This window comes from Aquaspirillum sp. LM1, assembly GCF_002002905.1.
In the GTDB taxonomy this organism is placed as follows: Bacteria; Pseudomonadota; Gammaproteobacteria; order Burkholderiales; family Aquaspirillaceae; genus Rivihabitans.
Window position 1 is genome coordinate 1071047 of record NZ_CP019509.1, and the last position, 17036, is coordinate 1088082.

Below are 17036 nucleotides of genomic sequence, written 5' to 3' on the forward strand. Positions count from 1 at the left end.
CAAGCGCAGGGCCGGTGGTTAGGCGGCGTTTTAAAGCAAAACCCAGAAAAATCAAAAGCCTGGCCCCTCGCTTGCGCGGGGATGACGATGGGTTTCGCGTGCCTCTAGGGATACGCTGAAAAAATCGTCATTCCCGCGCAGGCGGGAATCCACGGGCATCCACAGCGTGCAGCAGGTGCAAGTTCCACCACCACGCCACGCTCAACGCCCACGGCGCACGCTGTGGCACCGTCTGGGTTCCCGCCTGCGCGGGAACGACCAGTGAGGTGAGGCTCATGCCGAAAGAGGTCTAATCACCCATCACCTTGAAACGCAAGGGCACGAGCGAGCTGACCTTGGGCATCCGCACCAATTATCAGTTTATATCATGATGACTGACGACTAGCGGTAGCGCGGGGGCAGCAGCAGGGCAGGAATTTCCCGTGGCTCGCCACGCAGCGCCGGATGGGTCATGCGCACCGGGGTCACTGGGGTGCTGCGCGTGGGAGCAGCCGCCAGGGCGGCAATGGCACCGCTGGCGCTGAGGGCGGCGGACACGCTGGCCACCGGTGCCAGCTCCGGACGTTCCGGGCGTGGCATCCAGCTGGGCCAGAAGCGTTTTTCGGTTTGCGGGGTCAGCGTTTGCTTGATCAGGGATTCAATGGCTTCCAGCTGGCGTTGCTCGTCTTCGCCCATCAGCGACAGGGCAATGCCCTTGCTGCCGGCACGACCGGTGCGACCAATGCGGTGGACGTAGTCTTCTGGCGAGTTGGGCAGTTCAAAGTTGACCACAAACGGCAGCTCTTCAATATCCAGCCCGCGCGCGGCCACGTCGGTGGCCACCAGCACGCGCACCTGACCATCCTTGAACGCCGACAGGGTTTCCAGTCGCTGACTTTGCGCCTTGTCGCCGTGAATCGCTTCGGCGGCCAGGCCGTCGCGTTTGAGTTCACGCGTCAGCTGCTCGGCACCCTGACGGGTGCGGCAGAACACAATCACCTGGGCAATATTGCGCGCCTGCAGCAGGTGAACCAGCAGATGGCGCTTGCGCGCGGCATCCACGGCGTACACCACTTGCTCAATGGTATCGCTGGTGGCATTTTGCCGGGCCACTTCCACCAGTTCCGGGTCGCGCATGAAGTCGGCGGCGAGCTTTTTGATTTCCGGGGCGAAGGTAGCGGAAAACAGCAGGGTCTGCCGGCTGGCGGGCAGCAGGCTCATGATGCGGCGGATGTCCTGGATAAAGCCCATGTCGAGCATGCGGTCGGCTTCGTCCAGAATCAGCATTTCCACCCGGTTAAGCATCACGGTTTTTTGTTCGATGTGATCCAGCAGGCGGCCTGGCGTGGCCACCAGCACTTCCACCCCACGGCGCAGGGCTTCCTTTTGCGGTTCCATCGACATGCCGCCAAACACCACGGTGGAGCGCAATGGCAGGTATTTGTTGTACTGGCTGACACTGGCGCTGACCTGGTCGGCCAGTTCGCGGGTGGGGGTGAGAATCAGCGCGCGCACCGGATGCATGGCCGGCGAGGCACTGTTATTGGCGTGCACACGCAGGCGGGACAACAGCGGCAGGGTAAATGCGGCGGTTTTGCCGGTGCCGGTTTGTGCAGCAGCCAGGATATCGCGGCCAGAGAGCACCACGGGGATGGCGGCAGCCTGAATCGGCGTCGGCGACGCGTAGCCCAGCTCTTCAACCGCCTTGAGCACTTCTGGCGACAAACCAAGCTCGGCAAACGTCATGACGGGATTCCTTCGCAGCAGATAAGTTCAGAAAAACACGTAACTATACGCGACAACCCTTCGCAGTTCCAAAGGAATTGCCACCCAAGTCAGGAGGGGAAAACAGTCGGGCCACCGGGGCAGGCCAGCAATGGCCGGTGTTTTCCCGGTGGGGGGCAGACGGACGGCAGGGAGGGTTTACACCCACCACACCAGCGTTAGCAAGGCAATCATGAACAGCCAGAACATCACCGTGCGCCACACCAGGCCAACGGCGCTTTTCAGGTAGCGCGGGTCGGCTTCGTCGCCCACACCGAGTTCGGGACGGTATTTGACCGTGTAATCCTGGCGCAGCGGGTCGCCTAGCTTGATGCCGATGGCACCTGCCGCACTGGCCAGTAAAATGCCGTAGGCGTAGTGGCCCCAGGCCTGCGCCTGGGCACGCCAACAGTACACGGCATCTTCAAAATTGCCCATGATGGCAAAGCTCACGGCGGTCAGCCGGGTGGGCAGCCAGTCCAGGGCATCCTGGGCGCGGTAGGCAAAGCGGCCAAACAGATCACCAAACTGGCTATCGCGCACGCCCCATTTCTGGTAAAGCATGCTGGACAGGCGGTAGAGCACGGCACCACACGGGCCGGGCAACAAGGCAAACCAGAACATGGTGGCAAATACATGGCGATAGCTGTCGATCACGCCCTGTTCGATGGTCAGCCGGGCAATTTCATTGACTTCCAGCTCGCTGGTGGATTGCCCGGACCAGCGCGCCAGTGCGGCGCGGGCATCGTGCAGACGCTGTTCGGCCAGGGCATCGGTAATATCGGTCAGGGCGCTGCTGAAATGGCGAAACCCCATGGTCAGATACAGCACCAGCACATTCCAGGCCAGGGCCAGCAGCGGCGATACCTGAAGGCACAGTGCGTACACGCCATACACCACCAGGCACGCCGGCAGCACGGCAGCCAGCCAGGCCAGCACGCCGTGGCGGTTCTGGCCGGCATTCAGGTTGCGTTCCAGTGAATTGGCGTAGCGGGTAAACAGCAGAAACAGGCGGTTACGGTTGCCCAGCGGGCGAAGCTGTTCCAGCGCCAGGGCAACAATAATCGAAAGCAGGGTCATGCGGGAATCCGAAGCCTAGAGGTCAGTGACAAGCACGATACCATAAAGCCCGGCGGCTGGGCAGCCTGCCGGGCCTGGGACTGGCGCAAAACGTGCATCAGGCCGAGCCGATGCGGCGGCCACCCGTGACCGCCGAGCGCGCGCCGCCGTCGCGGCGGTAGGCAAAGGTGCTCTGGTCGCTGGTGAACAGCACCTCCAGCGAGGCGTCCACCTGCTCCATATGGATGGCAATCAGCTTGCCGTTGATTTCGTTGATCAGCTTGGCTTTTTCCACCAGCACCTCCAGCCCCAGCCAGGCCGCCAGCAGGGGTTTGTCGGCCAGCCATTTGCGCCAGGCCGCCAGCGATACAATGCCCAGCACGCGCATATGGTCGCCACGTTGCTGTCCCAGGCTGTCGAGTTCCTGCAGCGCCTGGGCTTTTTTCTGGGCGATGGCTTCCAGTTTGTGTGCCGTGCCGGAAATCAGCTGGCGCTGTTCCTGCTCCAGCAGGCTGATCAGTTCAAGGTAACCGGTGCGTTCAGCTTCAATCAGGTGGTTCAGTTCCTGCAGACGATCACTCATGGGGGCGGCACGATCCTGGTTAGGGTTTGTCTTGCAACAGTTCCCGGGTCACGGCAATCAGGCTATCCGCAATGGCCTCGGGGTTGATCTGGAATTTGCCGGCGGCAATGGCGTCCTTGATGGCGGCTACTTTTTCGGCGTCGAACGCTGGTTGCTGGCGGATTTCCTGCTCGGCAGCGGCCATCTGGCTGGCCAGGGGATTGATGTCCACGCTGTCTGACGGCGCGCTGCTGCTGGCCACCGACGTGCGTGCGCCAACGCGGCTTTTACCGCCAACTGGCCGGCTGGCAACTGGTTTACCAGTGGAGTCGATTTTCATCATGGCATCGCTTCACGCATATCGTTTAGGTATCAGGCCTGACTATCGGTAAAATCCCGGTAATCTTGAGTAGTTTAGCCGGTTTCCACCTGCTTGGTACGGACTTTACCTGCCTGAACACCGCCTGCCGTATCAGAAGCGAATTTCCACTGAGCCGCTGGCGCTGACCACACCGCTGATCACCCGCCCAGACGGCATGCGCACACCGATGACATCGCCGACACTGCCATTTTTCATTGCCACGCCTTCGGCCCCCACCTGAAAACTGCCATCCGAAGCCACCAGCTGGACTTTCTGGCCCGAGCGGACAATCTGCTGCTGACGCAACAAGCCCCGGCGCAAAATCAACCCGGCAGACAGGTTTTGCGTCACGGTCTGGCCAATGGCTTCGTTCAGGTCGGTGACCGACACAGCGGCCATATTGCTGCGGGCGGCCACCAGCATCACATCGTCGGCGGTCAGCGTGCTGCCAGCGGAGACCGAACGGCGCAACACCACCACCATGGCGTCGCGCTCCACCTTGACTGGCACGCGGATGTTCCAGCCAGCGCTGGGGCAGGCCATGTCCACGGCAGTGTTGCCCTCAATCCGCCCGCCCAGCCAGCTGGGCTTCAGCGGGGTGGCGCAGGCGGGCAAGCGCAGGCGGGTATCAACCATGCCGACGGTGATTCGCGCCTGGCTGCCTGATAGCGATGCCTCGGCAAACTGGCGCGCCTGCCCCACCAGCGCGGCAATATCCTGGGTGCCGGCTGCCAGCGCCGGCAGACTGGCGAGCAGCACAAGCAGGAAGACAAAAAGTTTTTTCATGCGGGAGATTCTACCGGACTTACGCCCCAGTGCTCCACATAATCCATTTCTGCTGTCCGGCATTGGCATAGTGCGCTTGCGTGGCAAGGCTCATACAGCAGACGATGCGGAGGCACCGAGGGGATGCATCAGTCTTGGCCACGGGTGCGGCACACCACCTGATTGCGGCCATTGTGTTTGGCCTGATACAGCGCCGCATCTGCCTCAGCCAGCCAGTGTTCCGGGTTGTCCTGACGGCTGGCGTCGATCAGCGCCACGCCGATGCTGGCCGTCACTCGCACGTCGCCACCCTGAGCCAGAGCCACCTGCACGGCGGCAATTGCCTGGCGCAGGCGCTCGGCCACGTCGCCGGCGTGTTCTGCCGGGGCACCGGGCAGCAGCACGGCAAATTCTTCGCCACCCAGCCTGCCGGCAATATCGTCGTTGCGCAGGGTGTGGCGGATGACGGACGCGGCCTGTTGCAGCACCTTGTCGCCCACGCCATGGCCATAGCTGTCGTTGACCCGCTTGAAGAAATCCAGATCCACCATCAGCACGGCACCCTGCTGCTGGCTGCCAGTGGTCAGATCCAGGGCAAATTGTTCCATATGGGCAATAAACGCGCGGCGATTGGGCAGGCCGGTCAGCGCGTCGGTGGCGGCCAGGGTTTGCAGGATGGCTTCCCGGCGTTTTTGCCCGGTAATGTCGCGCACCAGCCATAGCCGGCCATAGTATTGTTCGTCATGGCTGATTGGCTGCTGGTCCACTTCCAGGGTGCGGCCCTGACAACCAGCAATTTCGCGGGCCAGATAGCCGTCCGAGCGGATGCGTTCATCCGCATCGGGTGGGGTAAACTGCTTGCGGCTGTCGTCCGGCAGTGCCTGCAGCAGCACCTGCTGGGGCTGGCCAATCAGCCGCGATGGCAGTTCATTCACACAAAGCAGGTCGCACAGGTTCTGGTTGATCATCACAATCCGGCCCGTGTCGTCGTCTACCCACACCCCGCCGGGGAAGCGGTCGATGATGGCGGTCAGCCGCACCCGTTCGGCGGCCAGCGCGGTTTCGGCCTGATGGCGTTCAGTGGTGTCGATCAAGGTCCAGATCACGTCGGCGTCGGGCTGGTCGGGGTCGAGCAGGGTGCCGTGGATGTCAAACCAGCGGGTATGCCCGGCGGCGTCGCGCAGCGGGTGCTCCAGCCGCACCTGGCCCTGACGGCGCAGCATGTCGTAGTAAAGACCAAAGCGGTCGAACGAAGCCGGATCGACATGCAGCTGGCTGAACGACATGAGCTTGAGGGATTTGCCTTCCGGGGCAAACATTTCGGTGGCGCGGGCGTTGGCATGGCGGATAATCCGCTCGGGCGACACCAGGAAAATAGCCGCCGCGCTCTGATCGAGCAGCGCCCGGCGCAAATGGCTTTGCTGTACGCGCTGGCTGATGTCGCTGTAGGTGCCCATCATCCGGGTGTGCTGGCCGCTGGGGTCCTGCACCAGCTGGCCGCGCACTTCCACCCAGCGCCAGTCGTGCTGGGCGGTGCGCATCCTGCATTCCAGCCGCACGCCGTCGCGCGGCACCGACGCCGGGTCCAGCCGCTGCAGGGTGGATTCGCGGTCCAGCGGATGCAGCAGTTCGCCCCAGACAGCAAAGGTGAGCGGGAAGGCCTGCGGCTCATAGCCCAGCATGTCGTAGCAGCGGTTATCCCAGTGCAGGATGCCGTTGCGGGTGTCCCACTCCCACAGGCCGTCGCGCACCGCCGAGACGGTCATGCGCAGGCGCTCTTCGCTCTGGCGCAGCGCCTGCTGCACGGTGTAAGTGGCGGTGATGTCATGGATGTAGCCGTGCCACAGCGTGCCGCCGTCGCTTTCGCGCTCGGGGTTGGCCTGGCCGCTCAGCCAGCGCACCGTGCCATTGGCAAAGCGCACCCGGTATTCGCACTGCCATGGGGTGAGGTTGACCGCAGACAGGCGGATGGAGGTGATCACCCGCTGCAGGTCATCCGGGTGGATGGTGGCAAATACCGCATCGGCGTTGTTTTGCACGTCTTCCGGCGACAATTGGTAAACGTCGCGAATCCCCTGGCTGGCGTAGGGGAAGCAGGCGGTGCTGTCCGGGCGCAGCCGGTATTGATAGACCATGCCCGGCACCTGGGCCACCAGCTTGCTCAGGCGCGATTGCAGCTCGGCCCGGGCGGCTTCGGCCTGCTTGCGGGCGGTAATGTTCAGGTGGGTGCCCACCGCGCGCAGCGGCGCGCCGGCGGAACTCCAGTGGGTGACCCGGCCCTTGGCCAGAATCCACACCCAGTGGCCATCACGGTGCAGCATGCGGTGTTCTGATTCAAACACCGCGCTGGCACCTTCCAGATGAGTTTGCATCGCCATCATCTTGTGCGGCCAGTCGTCCGGGTAGGTCAGCGTCTGCAGGCCAGCCAGGGTGTGTGGCAAGTCGTCGGGCTGATAGCCGATCATCTCGGCCCAGCGTGAATCAAAGCGCATGGCGTCGCTGGGGATATGCCAGTCCCACGAGCCCAGGTCGCCGCCCTGCAGCGCCAGCGCCAGGCGTTCTTCGCTTTCCTGCAGTTGAAGCATATTGCGTTGCTTCTGGAAAAACAGCCAGCTGATGCCAAAAATGCCGATCAGGATCACCACACTGCCCAGCGCATTGCGCAACAGGCCGGCATGCAGGGCGGTTTGTACCCCGGACAAGGCGGTTTCCTGGTTCAGGCCCACATTGACCACCACCGGGTAATTGGCGGCGCGATGCCAGGCGTAGTAGCGCATCACATTGTCCAGCGGTGCTTTGGTCAGGTATTCACCGCGCTGGCGGCCCGCGTCGATCAGAAAACCAGAGCCAGGGGCCTGCACGGCCTTGCCCAGCACGCTATCCTGCTGCTGGGTGCGCGCCAGATAGCTGCCGTCGTCGCGCAGCAGCATCACCACGTCGCCAGGCTGGTAAAACACTTCGCGGAAAAAGTCGGAGATATAATCAGGCGACAGCGACAGCACCACCACGCCGGCAAAGGTCTTGCCATGGTAAATCGCCCGCGAGAACTGGATCGACCAGCGTTTGGACACCCTGCCCTGCACCGGATGGCTGATGAACAGCCCCGGCGTCTGGCGCAGCGCATGCACCGAGAAGTGCTCGCGATCGGCAATCGACACCGGCTTGGCGCTGCTGGATGGCGCATTGGCGTTCAGGCTGGAAAACAGGATGGTGCCTTGCGCGTCGGCAATGGCTATTTGCAGCACGGAGCCCTCAGGAAACGCCTGCTTGGCGGTTTCCACTGCCTGAAGAAACTCGGGCTGCTTGTCGGGATGGTAGCTGGCGGCCAGGGTGCGCGACACATAGTCGACGCCATTGAACAGCGAGCCAATTTGCAGGGACAGCGCGCTGGCCATCTGGGCGGCGCGCAATTTGGTTTGCTGTTCGGTCTGGTTGAGTTGGTCCTGATGCGACTGCAGCAGCTGGCCCCAGTACAACGCAAACGCCACCAGCACCAGAATCCAGACCGGAATGGCGCGGCGCAGCGAGGCTGCATCACTGGGGGTGGGCGTTGCGGGGAACGCTTCGTATGTTTTATGCATAAAACGATGATAATCGAAGCGGACTGAGAAAGGTAGCCCTGTATCGGGATTTTTCTGCCCAACTAAAGTGGCATAGCTGGCCGGCGCAGACTACGTTAACACACCACCCCGGCATCATACCAGTCATTTTATGTGGGTGACATCCAGAGGGCAAGACACGTGGGATGCACACACAGGGCAGGCACCCCGCGTGTGCTGGTCAGCAGAAATCAGTTGAAGGCCTATACCTTGAAGCCTGCCGCCGAGCGCTCCAGCGCGGCGGCCAGGTGTTGCAGGCTCAGCGCGGTGCTATGCGCCTGGCGCACCGACTGGCTGTTGCTTTCCGCCATGGCAGCAATCTTTTCCACATTGGCTGCCACGTCGGCGCTGGCCTGCACCTGCTCCTGCAGCGCCGTGGTGATGGTGCTGACCACCGTGACCACCTGCTCGGCGCTGTTGCGGATGCTCACCACCGCCTCGCCAGCCTGGTGGGCCAGCGCCACGCCAGTGGTCACCTGGCTGACGCCATCCTCCATGGTGTGTACCACGCCCTGGTTGCCACTCTGGATGCCGTGGATCATCTGGGCAATTTCGCGGGTGGCCTCGCCAGTGCGTTCGGCCAGCTTGCGCACTTCGTCGGCCACTACGGCAAAACCGCGCCCTTGTTCGCCGGCGCGGGCGGCTTCGATGGCAGCGTTGAGTGCCAGCAGGTTGGTCTGGTCGGCAATATCCTGAATCACCGTGACAATGGCGGAAATCTTGCCCGACTGCGCCTGTAGCCCGGCAATTTCCCCGGCGGCGCGGGTCACGCTATCGGCAATCTGCTGAATGCCGCTGACCGCCTGGGCGATGATGTCGCCGCTGCTGCGCGACAGCTCGCCCGAGCGGGTGGAAATCCGTTGCGCTTCGGCAGCGCTTTCCGTCACATGGCCAATGCTGACCGACAACTGCTCCACCGCCGAGGCCATGGCGGTGGCCGAGTGTGACTGTACTTCGCTGGATTCGCTGATATGCGCCGATGCGGCAGAAATCTGCCCGGACGAATCCAGCAGATTGCGCGCACCGGTCTGGATTTCCGCCAGCAGTACGCGCAGGCGCTGCTGCATGCTGGCAAACGCGGCCAGCACCTCGGCCACTTCATCGTCGCCATGGGCGTTAACCTTGACCGTCAGGTCGCCCTCGGCGGCGGCATGGGCCACTTCCACCGCATGGCGCAAACGCCGGCTGATATGCCGACCCAGGCTGGCGGCAATCAGCAGGCCCAGCAGCAGGGCAATCGCCCCGCCCACCAGCAGCACCGCGCGAGCCAGCTCGGTGGAGTGCGCCACGGCGGCATTGCGTTCATCCAGCGCCTGTTGTTCGTCGGCAATCAGCGCGCGCAGTTCATGACGGATCTGCCCGCCCTTTTCGGTGCCGCCCAGCGACAGATAATAGCGGGCCACCTGACCAATTTCGCTGGTATCGCCCAGCTTGCCCCGGCGGGCCTCAATGGCCGGGTACACCGAGGCCCCCATCCATGCCCCTTTCAGTTGGGAAATCTTGTCCAGCCGGGCCAGTTGTTCCGGGCGGTCGCTCAACTGGGCGCGCAGGGTTTTCAGGCTTTTTTCCACTTCACCGTCGCCCGCGTACACCGCGCCAAGCATGTCTTCCTTGCCCGTGAGCATATAGCCCCGAATGCCGATGCTGATGTTGGCCAGCTGGTTTTCCAGCGCAGCGGCACGCTGGATGGTTTCGTAACTGTGCTGGCTGGCGGTTTTGGAGGCAACCAGGCGGTCGGTGGAAAACAGGGCGGCAGTCAGCAAGATGGCCAGAATGACCAGCACAATGCCAAACCCCCCGTACAGCTTGCGGGACAAGGTGAATTTCATGCAATAACTCTCTCGTGTCGATGAATGCTGGCCCAGCCGGGCTGGGTTGGCATTCGTCGCGTCCGGTCTGGACGCGTCTGGCCCCCTGCTCCCAGGGTGAGGAGAGGGGCGCATTTTATGATGATTCTGCCGGTTAACCCGCCGGCAGCCCGAAAACTGGCCCACCACGGATCAGGGCGGGCCAGTGTGCCGGTGGCTGCAAGGTGGGCAGCCGCCGAAGTGATGCCTGACTACAATGAACCAAGATGCTCAGGTAATGCCTCATCTCTGTTGGTGTACCGATGCGGCAGCCTGACAGGGCGGTAAAATATCGTGATTTCGATAGGCAAAATCATCATGATGAATGAAAATGCCAATAGACATCCTGAGCACCCGCCACACAAGGATTACCCATAAATAGACTAAGTAAAAATACCTAGTCAGTATCTATCACCCGATTGTTTGCGCCACATCAGAAAGTGTGCACAGCTTGCCAGCGAATGTGTTGCAACGTGCTAAACTGCGCCGTTTTTTGATCTTCCGCATTCTTGTTGTGCCTTTGTCCTGCTGTGTTCGTCGCTGGGCTGCCCGGCACAGCTTTACAGATTTAGCAAGGGAGATGCCAGTCTGTCTCAACCATCTGCCCGTTCCGTCGCGGACATGACCAACACTGACGCCATTTCGACATTGGCGCAGCGGGTTCGGCACGCCCTGGAAATGTTCTACGCCCATCCGCAGGATGGGGTGCTGCCGATGCAGCAGGCAATTGAACTGCTGTGTGCCCAGGTGGGTGCCGACTACGGGGCTTTCCGCGCTGACGCCTTTTGCCCGGATTATCAGATTCAGGATGAGCGCTGCCTGAGCCAGTGCCCGCTCAGCGAGGCGGGCATGCCGCTGTGCCGGATGATTCCGGCACTGGAGCACTGGCTGTATCACCAGCCCGACGTGGTGACCGAAGTCTTTGTCCTCAACCAGTTTGACGATGGCCTGCGCACCTTCCATACCCTGGCGTTGGCCGTGTTGCGCGTGCCCGGCCAGGGGGTGGCGCTGCTCAGCGTGGGCCATCTGGACGTGGCCTACACCTGGGGGCGGGATGAACGCGATGCGCTGGCCACGCTGGTGGGCATTTTCAGCCTGATTCACCAGCGCGACGAAGCCACCCGCCAGGCCGCCCAGGTAGAGGCGCACGAGCGCGCGCTGATGGCGGCCAGTCCGGACGCCATGGTGGTACACGACCGCGACCATATCCTGTTTGCCAACCAGGCCGCCGCCCGGCTGATTGGCCTGGCCCAGCCGGAAGAACTCGACCACTACCCGCTGCACAGCCTGCTGGTCAGCGCCGACTGGCCCGCATTGCGCCAGCGCCTTCAGGCGGTGTTCAGCGGCGCGCCCGACGCCACCGGCCCGTGGCAGGCCCGGCTGCAACGCCGCGATGGCCGCGAGCTGCCGGTGGCCTTGTCTTCGCACCGGCTCAACCATCGCGGCCAGCAGGCGGCGTGGACCACGCTGCGCGACCTGTCGGCGTGGAATGATCTCACCCGCCAGCTGCATCTGAGTGAAACCTATCTCGACCAGGTATTGCGCCAGTTGCCGGTGATCCTGTGGGCAGTGGACGGCGATAACCGCTTTACCCTGTGCGTGGGCACCGGCCTGCGTGGCCTGCCCGACGGCCTGACCCCGATCATCGGGCAGAAAGTGGAAGAATGCCTGCCCAGCCTGCCGGACTTTCCGTTCCAGATCGAGCGCGCGCGCAAAGGCGAACGCTTTAGCGCGCTGCGCCGGTTTGGCGAGCGGCTATGGCTAGAAACCCATTACACGCCGATGCCGGATGAACAGGGCCGCCCTGGCGTGATTGGCATGTCGTTTGACGTCAGCGAGCGTGAACAGGCCGCCGAGCAATTGCAGCTGTCGGCCCAGGTGTTCCAGCATTCCGGCGAGGGGATTGTGATTACCGACGCCAACGCCCGGATCATTGCCCTGAACCGGGCATTTGAACGCATCACCGGCTACACCAGCAACGAAGCGGTGGGACAAACCCCGGCACTGCTGGCGTCGGGCTATCAGGACGCCACGTTTTACCGGGCGATGTGGAGCGCGCTCACCCAGCAAGGCCGCTGGGCTGGCGAAATCTGGAACCGGCGCAAATCCGGCGAGGTATACCCGGAGTGGTTGTCGATCACCGCCATCCGCAATGCCGAAGGTGCCATTCATCGCTATATCGGCATCTTTACCGACATGACCAGCCGCAAGGAAAAAGACCGGGCGATTTATCAGCTGGCCAACTACGACAGCCTCACCCTGCTGCCCAACCGCCATCTGTTCAACGACCGCGCCCGGCTGGCGCTGGCCAGCGAACTGGCGCGCAATGGCTCGGCGGCGATGCTGTTTGTCGACCTGGATGGTTTCAAGCTGGCCAACGACATTGCTGGCACTGAAGCCGGCGATGCGCTGCTGGTGGCCATGGCGCGGCGGCTGCACAGCTGCCTTGACGACGAAGCCACCCTGGCCCGGCTGGAAAGCGACCACTTTCTGATCTTGCAAACCGGCATTGGTGAGGGCGAGCACTGGCAGCCGCTGGTTGAGCGCCTGCTCGACGCCATCCGCCAGCCCTGCACAGTAGACGGCGCGGCCAATGTGCATCTGAGTGCCAGCATCGGCGTCAGCCGCTTTCCTGCCGACGCCGACACCGTGGAAGTGCTGGCCCAGCAGGCTGAGTCGGCGATGCAGGAAGCCAAAACCCTGGGTGGCGACAACTTTGCCCTGTTCAAGCCAGACCTGTCGGAACGCGCCGCCGAGCGCTTCAATCTGTTCAATGCGCTCAAGCACGCGCACAGCCGCAATGAGTTCCGCCTGTTCCTGCAGCCACAGTTCCGCCTGAGCGACGGCGCGCTGATTGGCGCTGAATCGCTGATTCGCTGGCAGCACCCCCAGTGGGGGCTGGTCAGTCCGGCGCGGTTTATCCCGATTGCCGAAGACACCCATCTGATTCGCGACATCAGCGACTGGGTGCTCAACGAAGCCTGCCGCCTGCGGGCAGAATGGCCAGTGCAGCACACCGCTGATGGCCGACCGCTGACCATTGCCATCAATCTGTCAGCCGTGCATTTTCAGGATCCTTCCCTGCCGGGCAAGGTGCAGACGGCGCTGGCCCGTCACCAGCTGGACCCGCGCTGCCTGGAGCTGGAAGTCACCGAGCGCACGGTGATGGGCGATATCGACGCCATTATCAGCATTCTGTCCGAGCTCAAGGCAATTGGCGTGCAACTGGCAATTGACGACTTTGGCACTGGCTATTCATCGCTGTCCTACTTGCGCCATTTCCCGATTGACCGGCTGAAAATCGACCGGTCGTTCGTCACTGACATCACCACCGACACCAGCGCGGCGGCAATTGTTGACACCATCCTCAGCCTGGCGCGCAACCTCGACTTGGCGGTGATTGCCGAAGGGGTGGAAACCGCCGAGCAGCTGGCCTTGCTCACCCAGCGCGGCTGTGGCGAGGCCCAGGGCTATTTGCTGGGCTACCCCTGCCCGGCGGACGAATTCATCCAGCGTTTTCTGTCGCAGTAAGCCTGGGCGGGCCGGCGTCATGCCGGCGCAGGCCGCAAGGATTTCCCCCAAATTGGCCAACTTCGCCTACCATATTGCCCCATCTGCACAGGTTTCCCGGAGATCGACCGATGCACCGCCAGTCGCACCCGCTGCCCTCCCCCAGCCTGGGCACCCAGCGTGAGCTGGTCAGCTTTCACTACGGCACCGCCGGCGTTGGCGAAAAAATCTACCTGCAAGCCAGTTTGCACGCCGATGAACTGCCCGGCATGCTGGTGTTGCACCATTTGCGTGCCGCACTGGCCAACGCCGAAGCCGAAGGGCGTTTGTGTGGCGAAGTGGTGGTGGTGCCCGTCGCCAACCCGATTGGCCTGGCGCAAAGCGTGCTGCGCGATCCACAGGGACGGTTTGAGCTGGGCAGCGGGGAAAACTTCAACCGGCGCTACCCGGAGCTGGCCGTTCCGCTGGCCGAGCGACTGGCTGGCCAGCTGGGGCCAGATGCATGCACCAACAAGGTGCTGATTCGCCGCGCCATGCACACTATTCTGGCCGAATACGCCCCGGCCACCGAACTGGAAGCGCTGCGCCTGACCCTGCTGAGGCTGGCCTGCGACGCCGATGTGGTGCTTGATTTGCACGCCGACACCGAAGCCATTGTGCATCTGTACACCGAAACCCCCTATTGGCCACAGGCCGAAGTGCTGGCCCGCTGTCTGGGCAGCCGAGTCAACCTGCTGGCCCAGGGCAGTGGCAGCGCCTGCTCGTTTGACGAAGCATGCAGCCAACCCTGGTGGCAACTGGCCGAGAGCCTGGACGCGGTCACCCCCGTGCCGCTGGCTTGCCTGGCGGTGACAGTCGAGCTGCGTGGTGAAGCAGACGTCAACCATGAACTGGCCCAGACAGACGCGGCCAGCCTGCTGGCGTTTCTGGCGCACCGTGGCGTATTGCGCGGCGAGCCCCCGCCCCTGCCGCCTTTGCCGTTTCCGCCCACCCCACTGGCTGGGTCGGAAACCTTGCGTGCGCCTCACCCCGGCTTGCTGGTGTTTGTGCGTCCGCTGGGTGACTGGGTGAACGCTGGTGAGCCGGTCTGTGAAATCATCGACCCGCTCAGCGCCCAGGTCAGCCCGGTGTGCGCCAGCGTCAGCGGCCTGCTGTACGCCCGCAGCCCGCACCGCTACGCCACCCTGGGCATGGATCTGGCCAAGGTGGCGGGTAGCACGCCGTTTCGCCAGGGTGAACTGCTGACGGCCTGAATCCACTGGGCAAACCAGTGATGCACGATTGCCCTGCTGCCAGGCCAGCCCATGGGCATGGCCCGGCTGCGCCGGCGCTTGCCGTCTCTCGCGCTGCGTTGCACAATCGCAGCCCAGACTGTTTCTTCCCGCTCATGCTGCTTAACCTGAAGGATTGACGATGCATCCCGTTCAACGCGCCGACTTTGACCAGCTGATGGTTCCCAACTACGCCCCGGCCCAGTGGGTGCCGGTGCGCGGCGAAGGCAGCCGCCTGTGGGATCAGCAAGGCCGTGACTATCTCGACCTGGCCGGTGGCATTGCCGTCACCTCGCTGGGCCACTGTCATCCGGCCATGGTGCGCGCGCTGACCGAACAAGCCCAGCAGCTGTGGCATGTGTCCAACACCCTGACCAACGAACCCGCGCTGCGTCTGGCACGGAAGCTGGTGGACGCCACCTTTGCCGAACGGGTGTTTTTCTGCAACTCCGGCGCTGAAGCCAACGAAGCCGCGTTCAAGCTGGCGCGCAAGGTGGCCAGCGACCGCGACCCGGCGCGTGATGAAATCATCGCCACCACCAACAGCTTTCATGGCCGCACCTTCTTTACCGTCACCGTGGGCGGCCAGCCCAAGTACAGCGACGGCTTTGGCCCGCGCCCGCAGGCCATCAGCCATGTGGCATACAACGACATCGACGCGCTGCGCGCGGCGGTCAGCGCGCGTACCTGCGCCATTGTGATTGAACCGGTGCAGGGCGAAGGTGGGGTGCTGCCGGCACAGCGTGACTATCTGCAAGCCGCACGCGAGCTGGCCGACGCGCATGGCGCGCTGCTGATTTTTGATGAAGTGCAAACCGGCGTGGGCCGCACTGGCACGCTGTACGCCTACCAGCACTACGGCGTTGTGCCGGATATTCTGACCAGTGCCAAGGGTCTGGGCGGTGGTTTTCCGATTGGTGCCATGCTGACCACCACCGACATCGCCAAACATTTCAGCGTGGGCACCCACGGCACCACCTATGGCGGCAATCCGCTGGCCTGCGCGGTGGCCGAAGCGGTGATCGACACCGTAAACACGCCCGAGGTGCTGGCCAATGTGGCCAGCCGCAGCGCGCAACTGCGCGATGGCCTGACCGAACTGAACCGCGCAACGCCGGTATTCAGCGAGATTCGCGGGCTGGGGCTGTTGCTGGGCGCAGTGCTGACCGAGGCGTATGCCGGCAAGGCCGGTGAAGTGGTGGCGCTGGCGGCAGAAGCCGGGGTGATTGTGTTGCAGGCAGGGCCGAATGTGGTGCGCTTTGCCCCGTCGCTGGTGATCAGCGAAGCCGAGCTGGCCAGCGGGCTGGCGCGTCTGGGTCAGGCGCTGGCCAGCTGGACGGCGTGAGCGGCACTTGAGCGCCGGTCCACTGCGCGGCCTGTTGGGCGGGCTCACGCAGGTTCAGCGCCCGTGGTGCGGCTAAGCCAGGTGCTGGTGTAAAAACGCCAGCGTGCGCTGCCAGGCCAGCGCCGCCGCAGCAGCATCGTAGCGGGCGGCATTGGTGTCATTGTTGAAGGCATGATTGACGCCGGGATAGGTGTAAACGCTATGGCGCGCCCCGGCAGCCTGCAGCGCGGCGGTGAAGCCTGGCACACCAGCGTTGATCCGCTCATCCAGCCCGGCGTAATGCAACAGCAGCGGCGCACGGATGGCGGCAACGTCGCTGCTGGCCGGGGCCGGGCCGTAATACACCACGGCAGCCTGCAAGTCTGGCGCGTGCACCGCCAACTGCCCGACCTGACCGCCACCCCAGCAAAACCCGACCGCCCCCACCTTGCTTGATCCGGCCTGACGCAGCGCGGCCACCGCCGCCAGCGAAATCTGCCGCGCCAGCCCGGCGTCCAGCTTGGTAAACTGTTCGCGGGCCTGGTCTTCATCCGCTGGCGTGCCGCCCTGGGTAGACAAGTAATCCGGTGCCAGCACCCGGTACCCGGCCAGCGCCAGCCGGCGCGCCATGTCGCGGATATGCGGGTTCAAGCCCCGGTTTTCGTGGATCAGCACCACACCCGCCATGCTGGCAGCGGCGGCGGTGGGGTGCACCTGATAGCCCGACAGCGCCGCGCCACCGGCCAGTGTGGCAAACTGGCCTTCCTGCGCCAGCAGACGCGAGTCGGTCGGCACACTGGCCGCCTGGGCGTAGTTGTTTTCCAGCAAGGGCAGCAAGGCATACGCTGCCGAGCTGCTGCCCACCAGCGCAGTCAACCGCTGCAGGAAATCCCGCCGGGACCACGGGGTATGGGTATAAGCATCGTAAAGCTGGATGGCAGCCTGATGCAGTTTGGGATCGAGGGACATGGGCGCTCCTGGGAAAAGGGGGATGA

The 17036-nt window shown here is 63.4% G+C and carries 11 protein-coding genes; 3 read left to right on the forward strand and 8 right to left on the reverse strand.

Annotated elements, in window-relative coordinates; all coding sequences use genetic code 11:
• Window positions 1-381 precede the first annotated feature (381 nt).
• From BXU06_RS04715 to BXU06_RS04745, 7 genes are all read right to left on the reverse strand, one after another.
• Window positions 382-1725 carry a DEAD/DEAH box helicase gene (locus BXU06_RS04715; RefSeq protein WP_077297303.1) on the reverse strand — a complete coding sequence of 448 codons (1344 nt, stop codon included), beginning with the start codon at window positions 1723-1725 and terminating at the stop codon, window positions 382-384.
• 177 nt (window positions 1726-1902) lie between these two features.
• Entirely contained in the window at window positions 1903-2823 is a 921-nt protein-coding gene (locus BXU06_RS04720; RefSeq protein ID WP_077297305.1) for a CobD/CbiB family protein, read from the reverse strand.
• Between the two features lie 97 nt (window positions 2824-2920).
• Window positions 2921-3385 (reverse strand): flagella synthesis protein FlgN, encoded by a 465-nt coding sequence (locus BXU06_RS04725; protein WP_077297307.1) that lies wholly within the window; start codon window positions 3383-3385, stop codon window positions 2921-2923.
• Between the two features lie 19 nt (window positions 3386-3404).
• Window positions 3405-3707 carry a flagellar biosynthesis anti-sigma factor FlgM gene (flgM, locus tag BXU06_RS04730; protein ID WP_253189524.1) on the reverse strand — a complete coding sequence of 101 codons (303 nt, stop codon included), beginning with the start codon at window positions 3705-3707 and terminating at the stop codon, window positions 3405-3407.
• A 129-nt stretch (window positions 3708-3836) separates the two neighbouring features.
• Complete coding sequence (gene flgA / locus BXU06_RS04735) at window positions 3837-4511, reverse strand: flagellar basal body P-ring formation chaperone FlgA (protein WP_171982111.1); 675 nt, start codon at window positions 4509-4511, stop codon at window positions 3837-3839.
• A 128-nt stretch (window positions 4512-4639) separates the two neighbouring features.
• The gene (locus tag BXU06_RS04740; protein ID WP_077297311.1) at window positions 4640-8071 is read right to left on the reverse strand and encodes a PAS domain-containing protein; all 3432 of its coding nucleotides are present in this window, start codon (window positions 8069-8071) and stop codon (window positions 4640-4642) included.
• Between the two features lie 221 nt (window positions 8072-8292).
• A complete protein-coding gene (locus BXU06_RS04745) occupies window positions 8293-9918 on the reverse strand; it encodes a methyl-accepting chemotaxis protein (protein ID WP_171982112.1) in 1626 nt (541 codons plus the stop codon).
• A gap of 639 nt (window positions 9919-10557) precedes the next feature.
• Here BXU06_RS04745 and BXU06_RS04750 point away from each other — a divergent pair.
• The 3 genes from BXU06_RS04750 to BXU06_RS04760 all read left to right on the forward strand — a co-directional run bounded on the left by BXU06_RS04750 (window position 10558) and on the right by BXU06_RS04760 (window position 16062).
• Window positions 10558-13467: an EAL domain-containing protein gene (locus tag BXU06_RS04750; RefSeq protein ID WP_077297315.1), complete on the forward strand. Its 2910-nt coding sequence runs from the start codon at window positions 10558-10560 to the stop codon at window positions 13465-13467.
• 110 nt (window positions 13468-13577) lie between these two features.
• Entirely contained in the window at window positions 13578-14699 is a 1122-nt protein-coding gene (locus BXU06_RS04755; RefSeq protein ID WP_077297317.1) for a succinylglutamate desuccinylase/aspartoacylase family protein, read from the forward strand.
• Between the two features lie 160 nt (window positions 14700-14859).
• Complete coding sequence (locus BXU06_RS04760) at window positions 14860-16062, forward strand: acetylornithine transaminase (RefSeq protein ID WP_077297319.1); 1203 nt, start codon at window positions 14860-14862, stop codon at window positions 16060-16062.
• Between the two features lie 72 nt (window positions 16063-16134).
• On the opposite strand, the gene BXU06_RS04765 is transcribed toward BXU06_RS04760, so the two are convergent.
• The gene (locus BXU06_RS04765) at window positions 16135-17010 is read right to left on the reverse strand and encodes a dienelactone hydrolase family protein (protein ID WP_077297321.1); all 876 of its coding nucleotides are present in this window, start codon (window positions 17008-17010) and stop codon (window positions 16135-16137) included.
• Window positions 17011-17036 lie beyond the last annotated feature (26 nt).

Bases quoted from the DNA above. Each gene is read 5' to 3' on its own strand.
- flgA (WP_171982111.1), bottom strand. From the start codon at position 4,511: ATGAAAAAACTTTTTGTCTTCCTGCTTGTGCTGCTCGCCAGTCTGCCG.
- BXU06_RS04750 (WP_077297315.1), top strand. From the start codon at position 10,558: ATGACCAACACTGACGCCATTTCGACATTGGCGCAGCGGGTTCGGCAC.
- BXU06_RS04765 (WP_077297321.1), bottom strand. From the start codon at position 17,010: ATGTCCCTCGATCCCAAACTGCATCAGGCTGCCATCCAGCTTTACGAT.
- BXU06_RS04755 (WP_077297317.1), top strand. From the start codon at position 13,578: ATGCACCGCCAGTCGCACCCGCTGCCCTCCCCCAGCCTGGGCACCCAG.
- BXU06_RS04745 (WP_171982112.1), bottom strand. From the start codon at position 9,918: ATGAAATTCACCTTGTCCCGCAAGCTGTACGGGGGGTTTGGCATTGTG.
- BXU06_RS04760 (WP_077297319.1), top strand. From the start codon at position 14,860: ATGCATCCCGTTCAACGCGCCGACTTTGACCAGCTGATGGTTCCCAAC.
- flgM (WP_253189524.1), bottom strand. From the start codon at position 3,707: ATGATGAAAATCGACTCCACTGGTAAACCAGTTGCCAGCCGGCCAGTT.
- BXU06_RS04720 (WP_077297305.1), bottom strand. From the start codon at position 2,823: ATGACCCTGCTTTCGATTATTGTTGCCCTGGCGCTGGAACAGCTTCGC.
- BXU06_RS04740 (WP_077297311.1), bottom strand. From the start codon at position 8,071: ATGCATAAAACATACGAAGCGTTCCCCGCAACGCCCACCCCCAGTGAT.
- BXU06_RS04725 (WP_077297307.1), bottom strand. From the start codon at position 3,385: ATGAGTGATCGTCTGCAGGAACTGAACCACCTGATTGAAGCTGAACGC.
- BXU06_RS04715 (WP_077297303.1), bottom strand. From the start codon at position 1,725: ATGACGTTTGCCGAGCTTGGTTTGTCGCCAGAAGTGCTCAAGGCGGTT.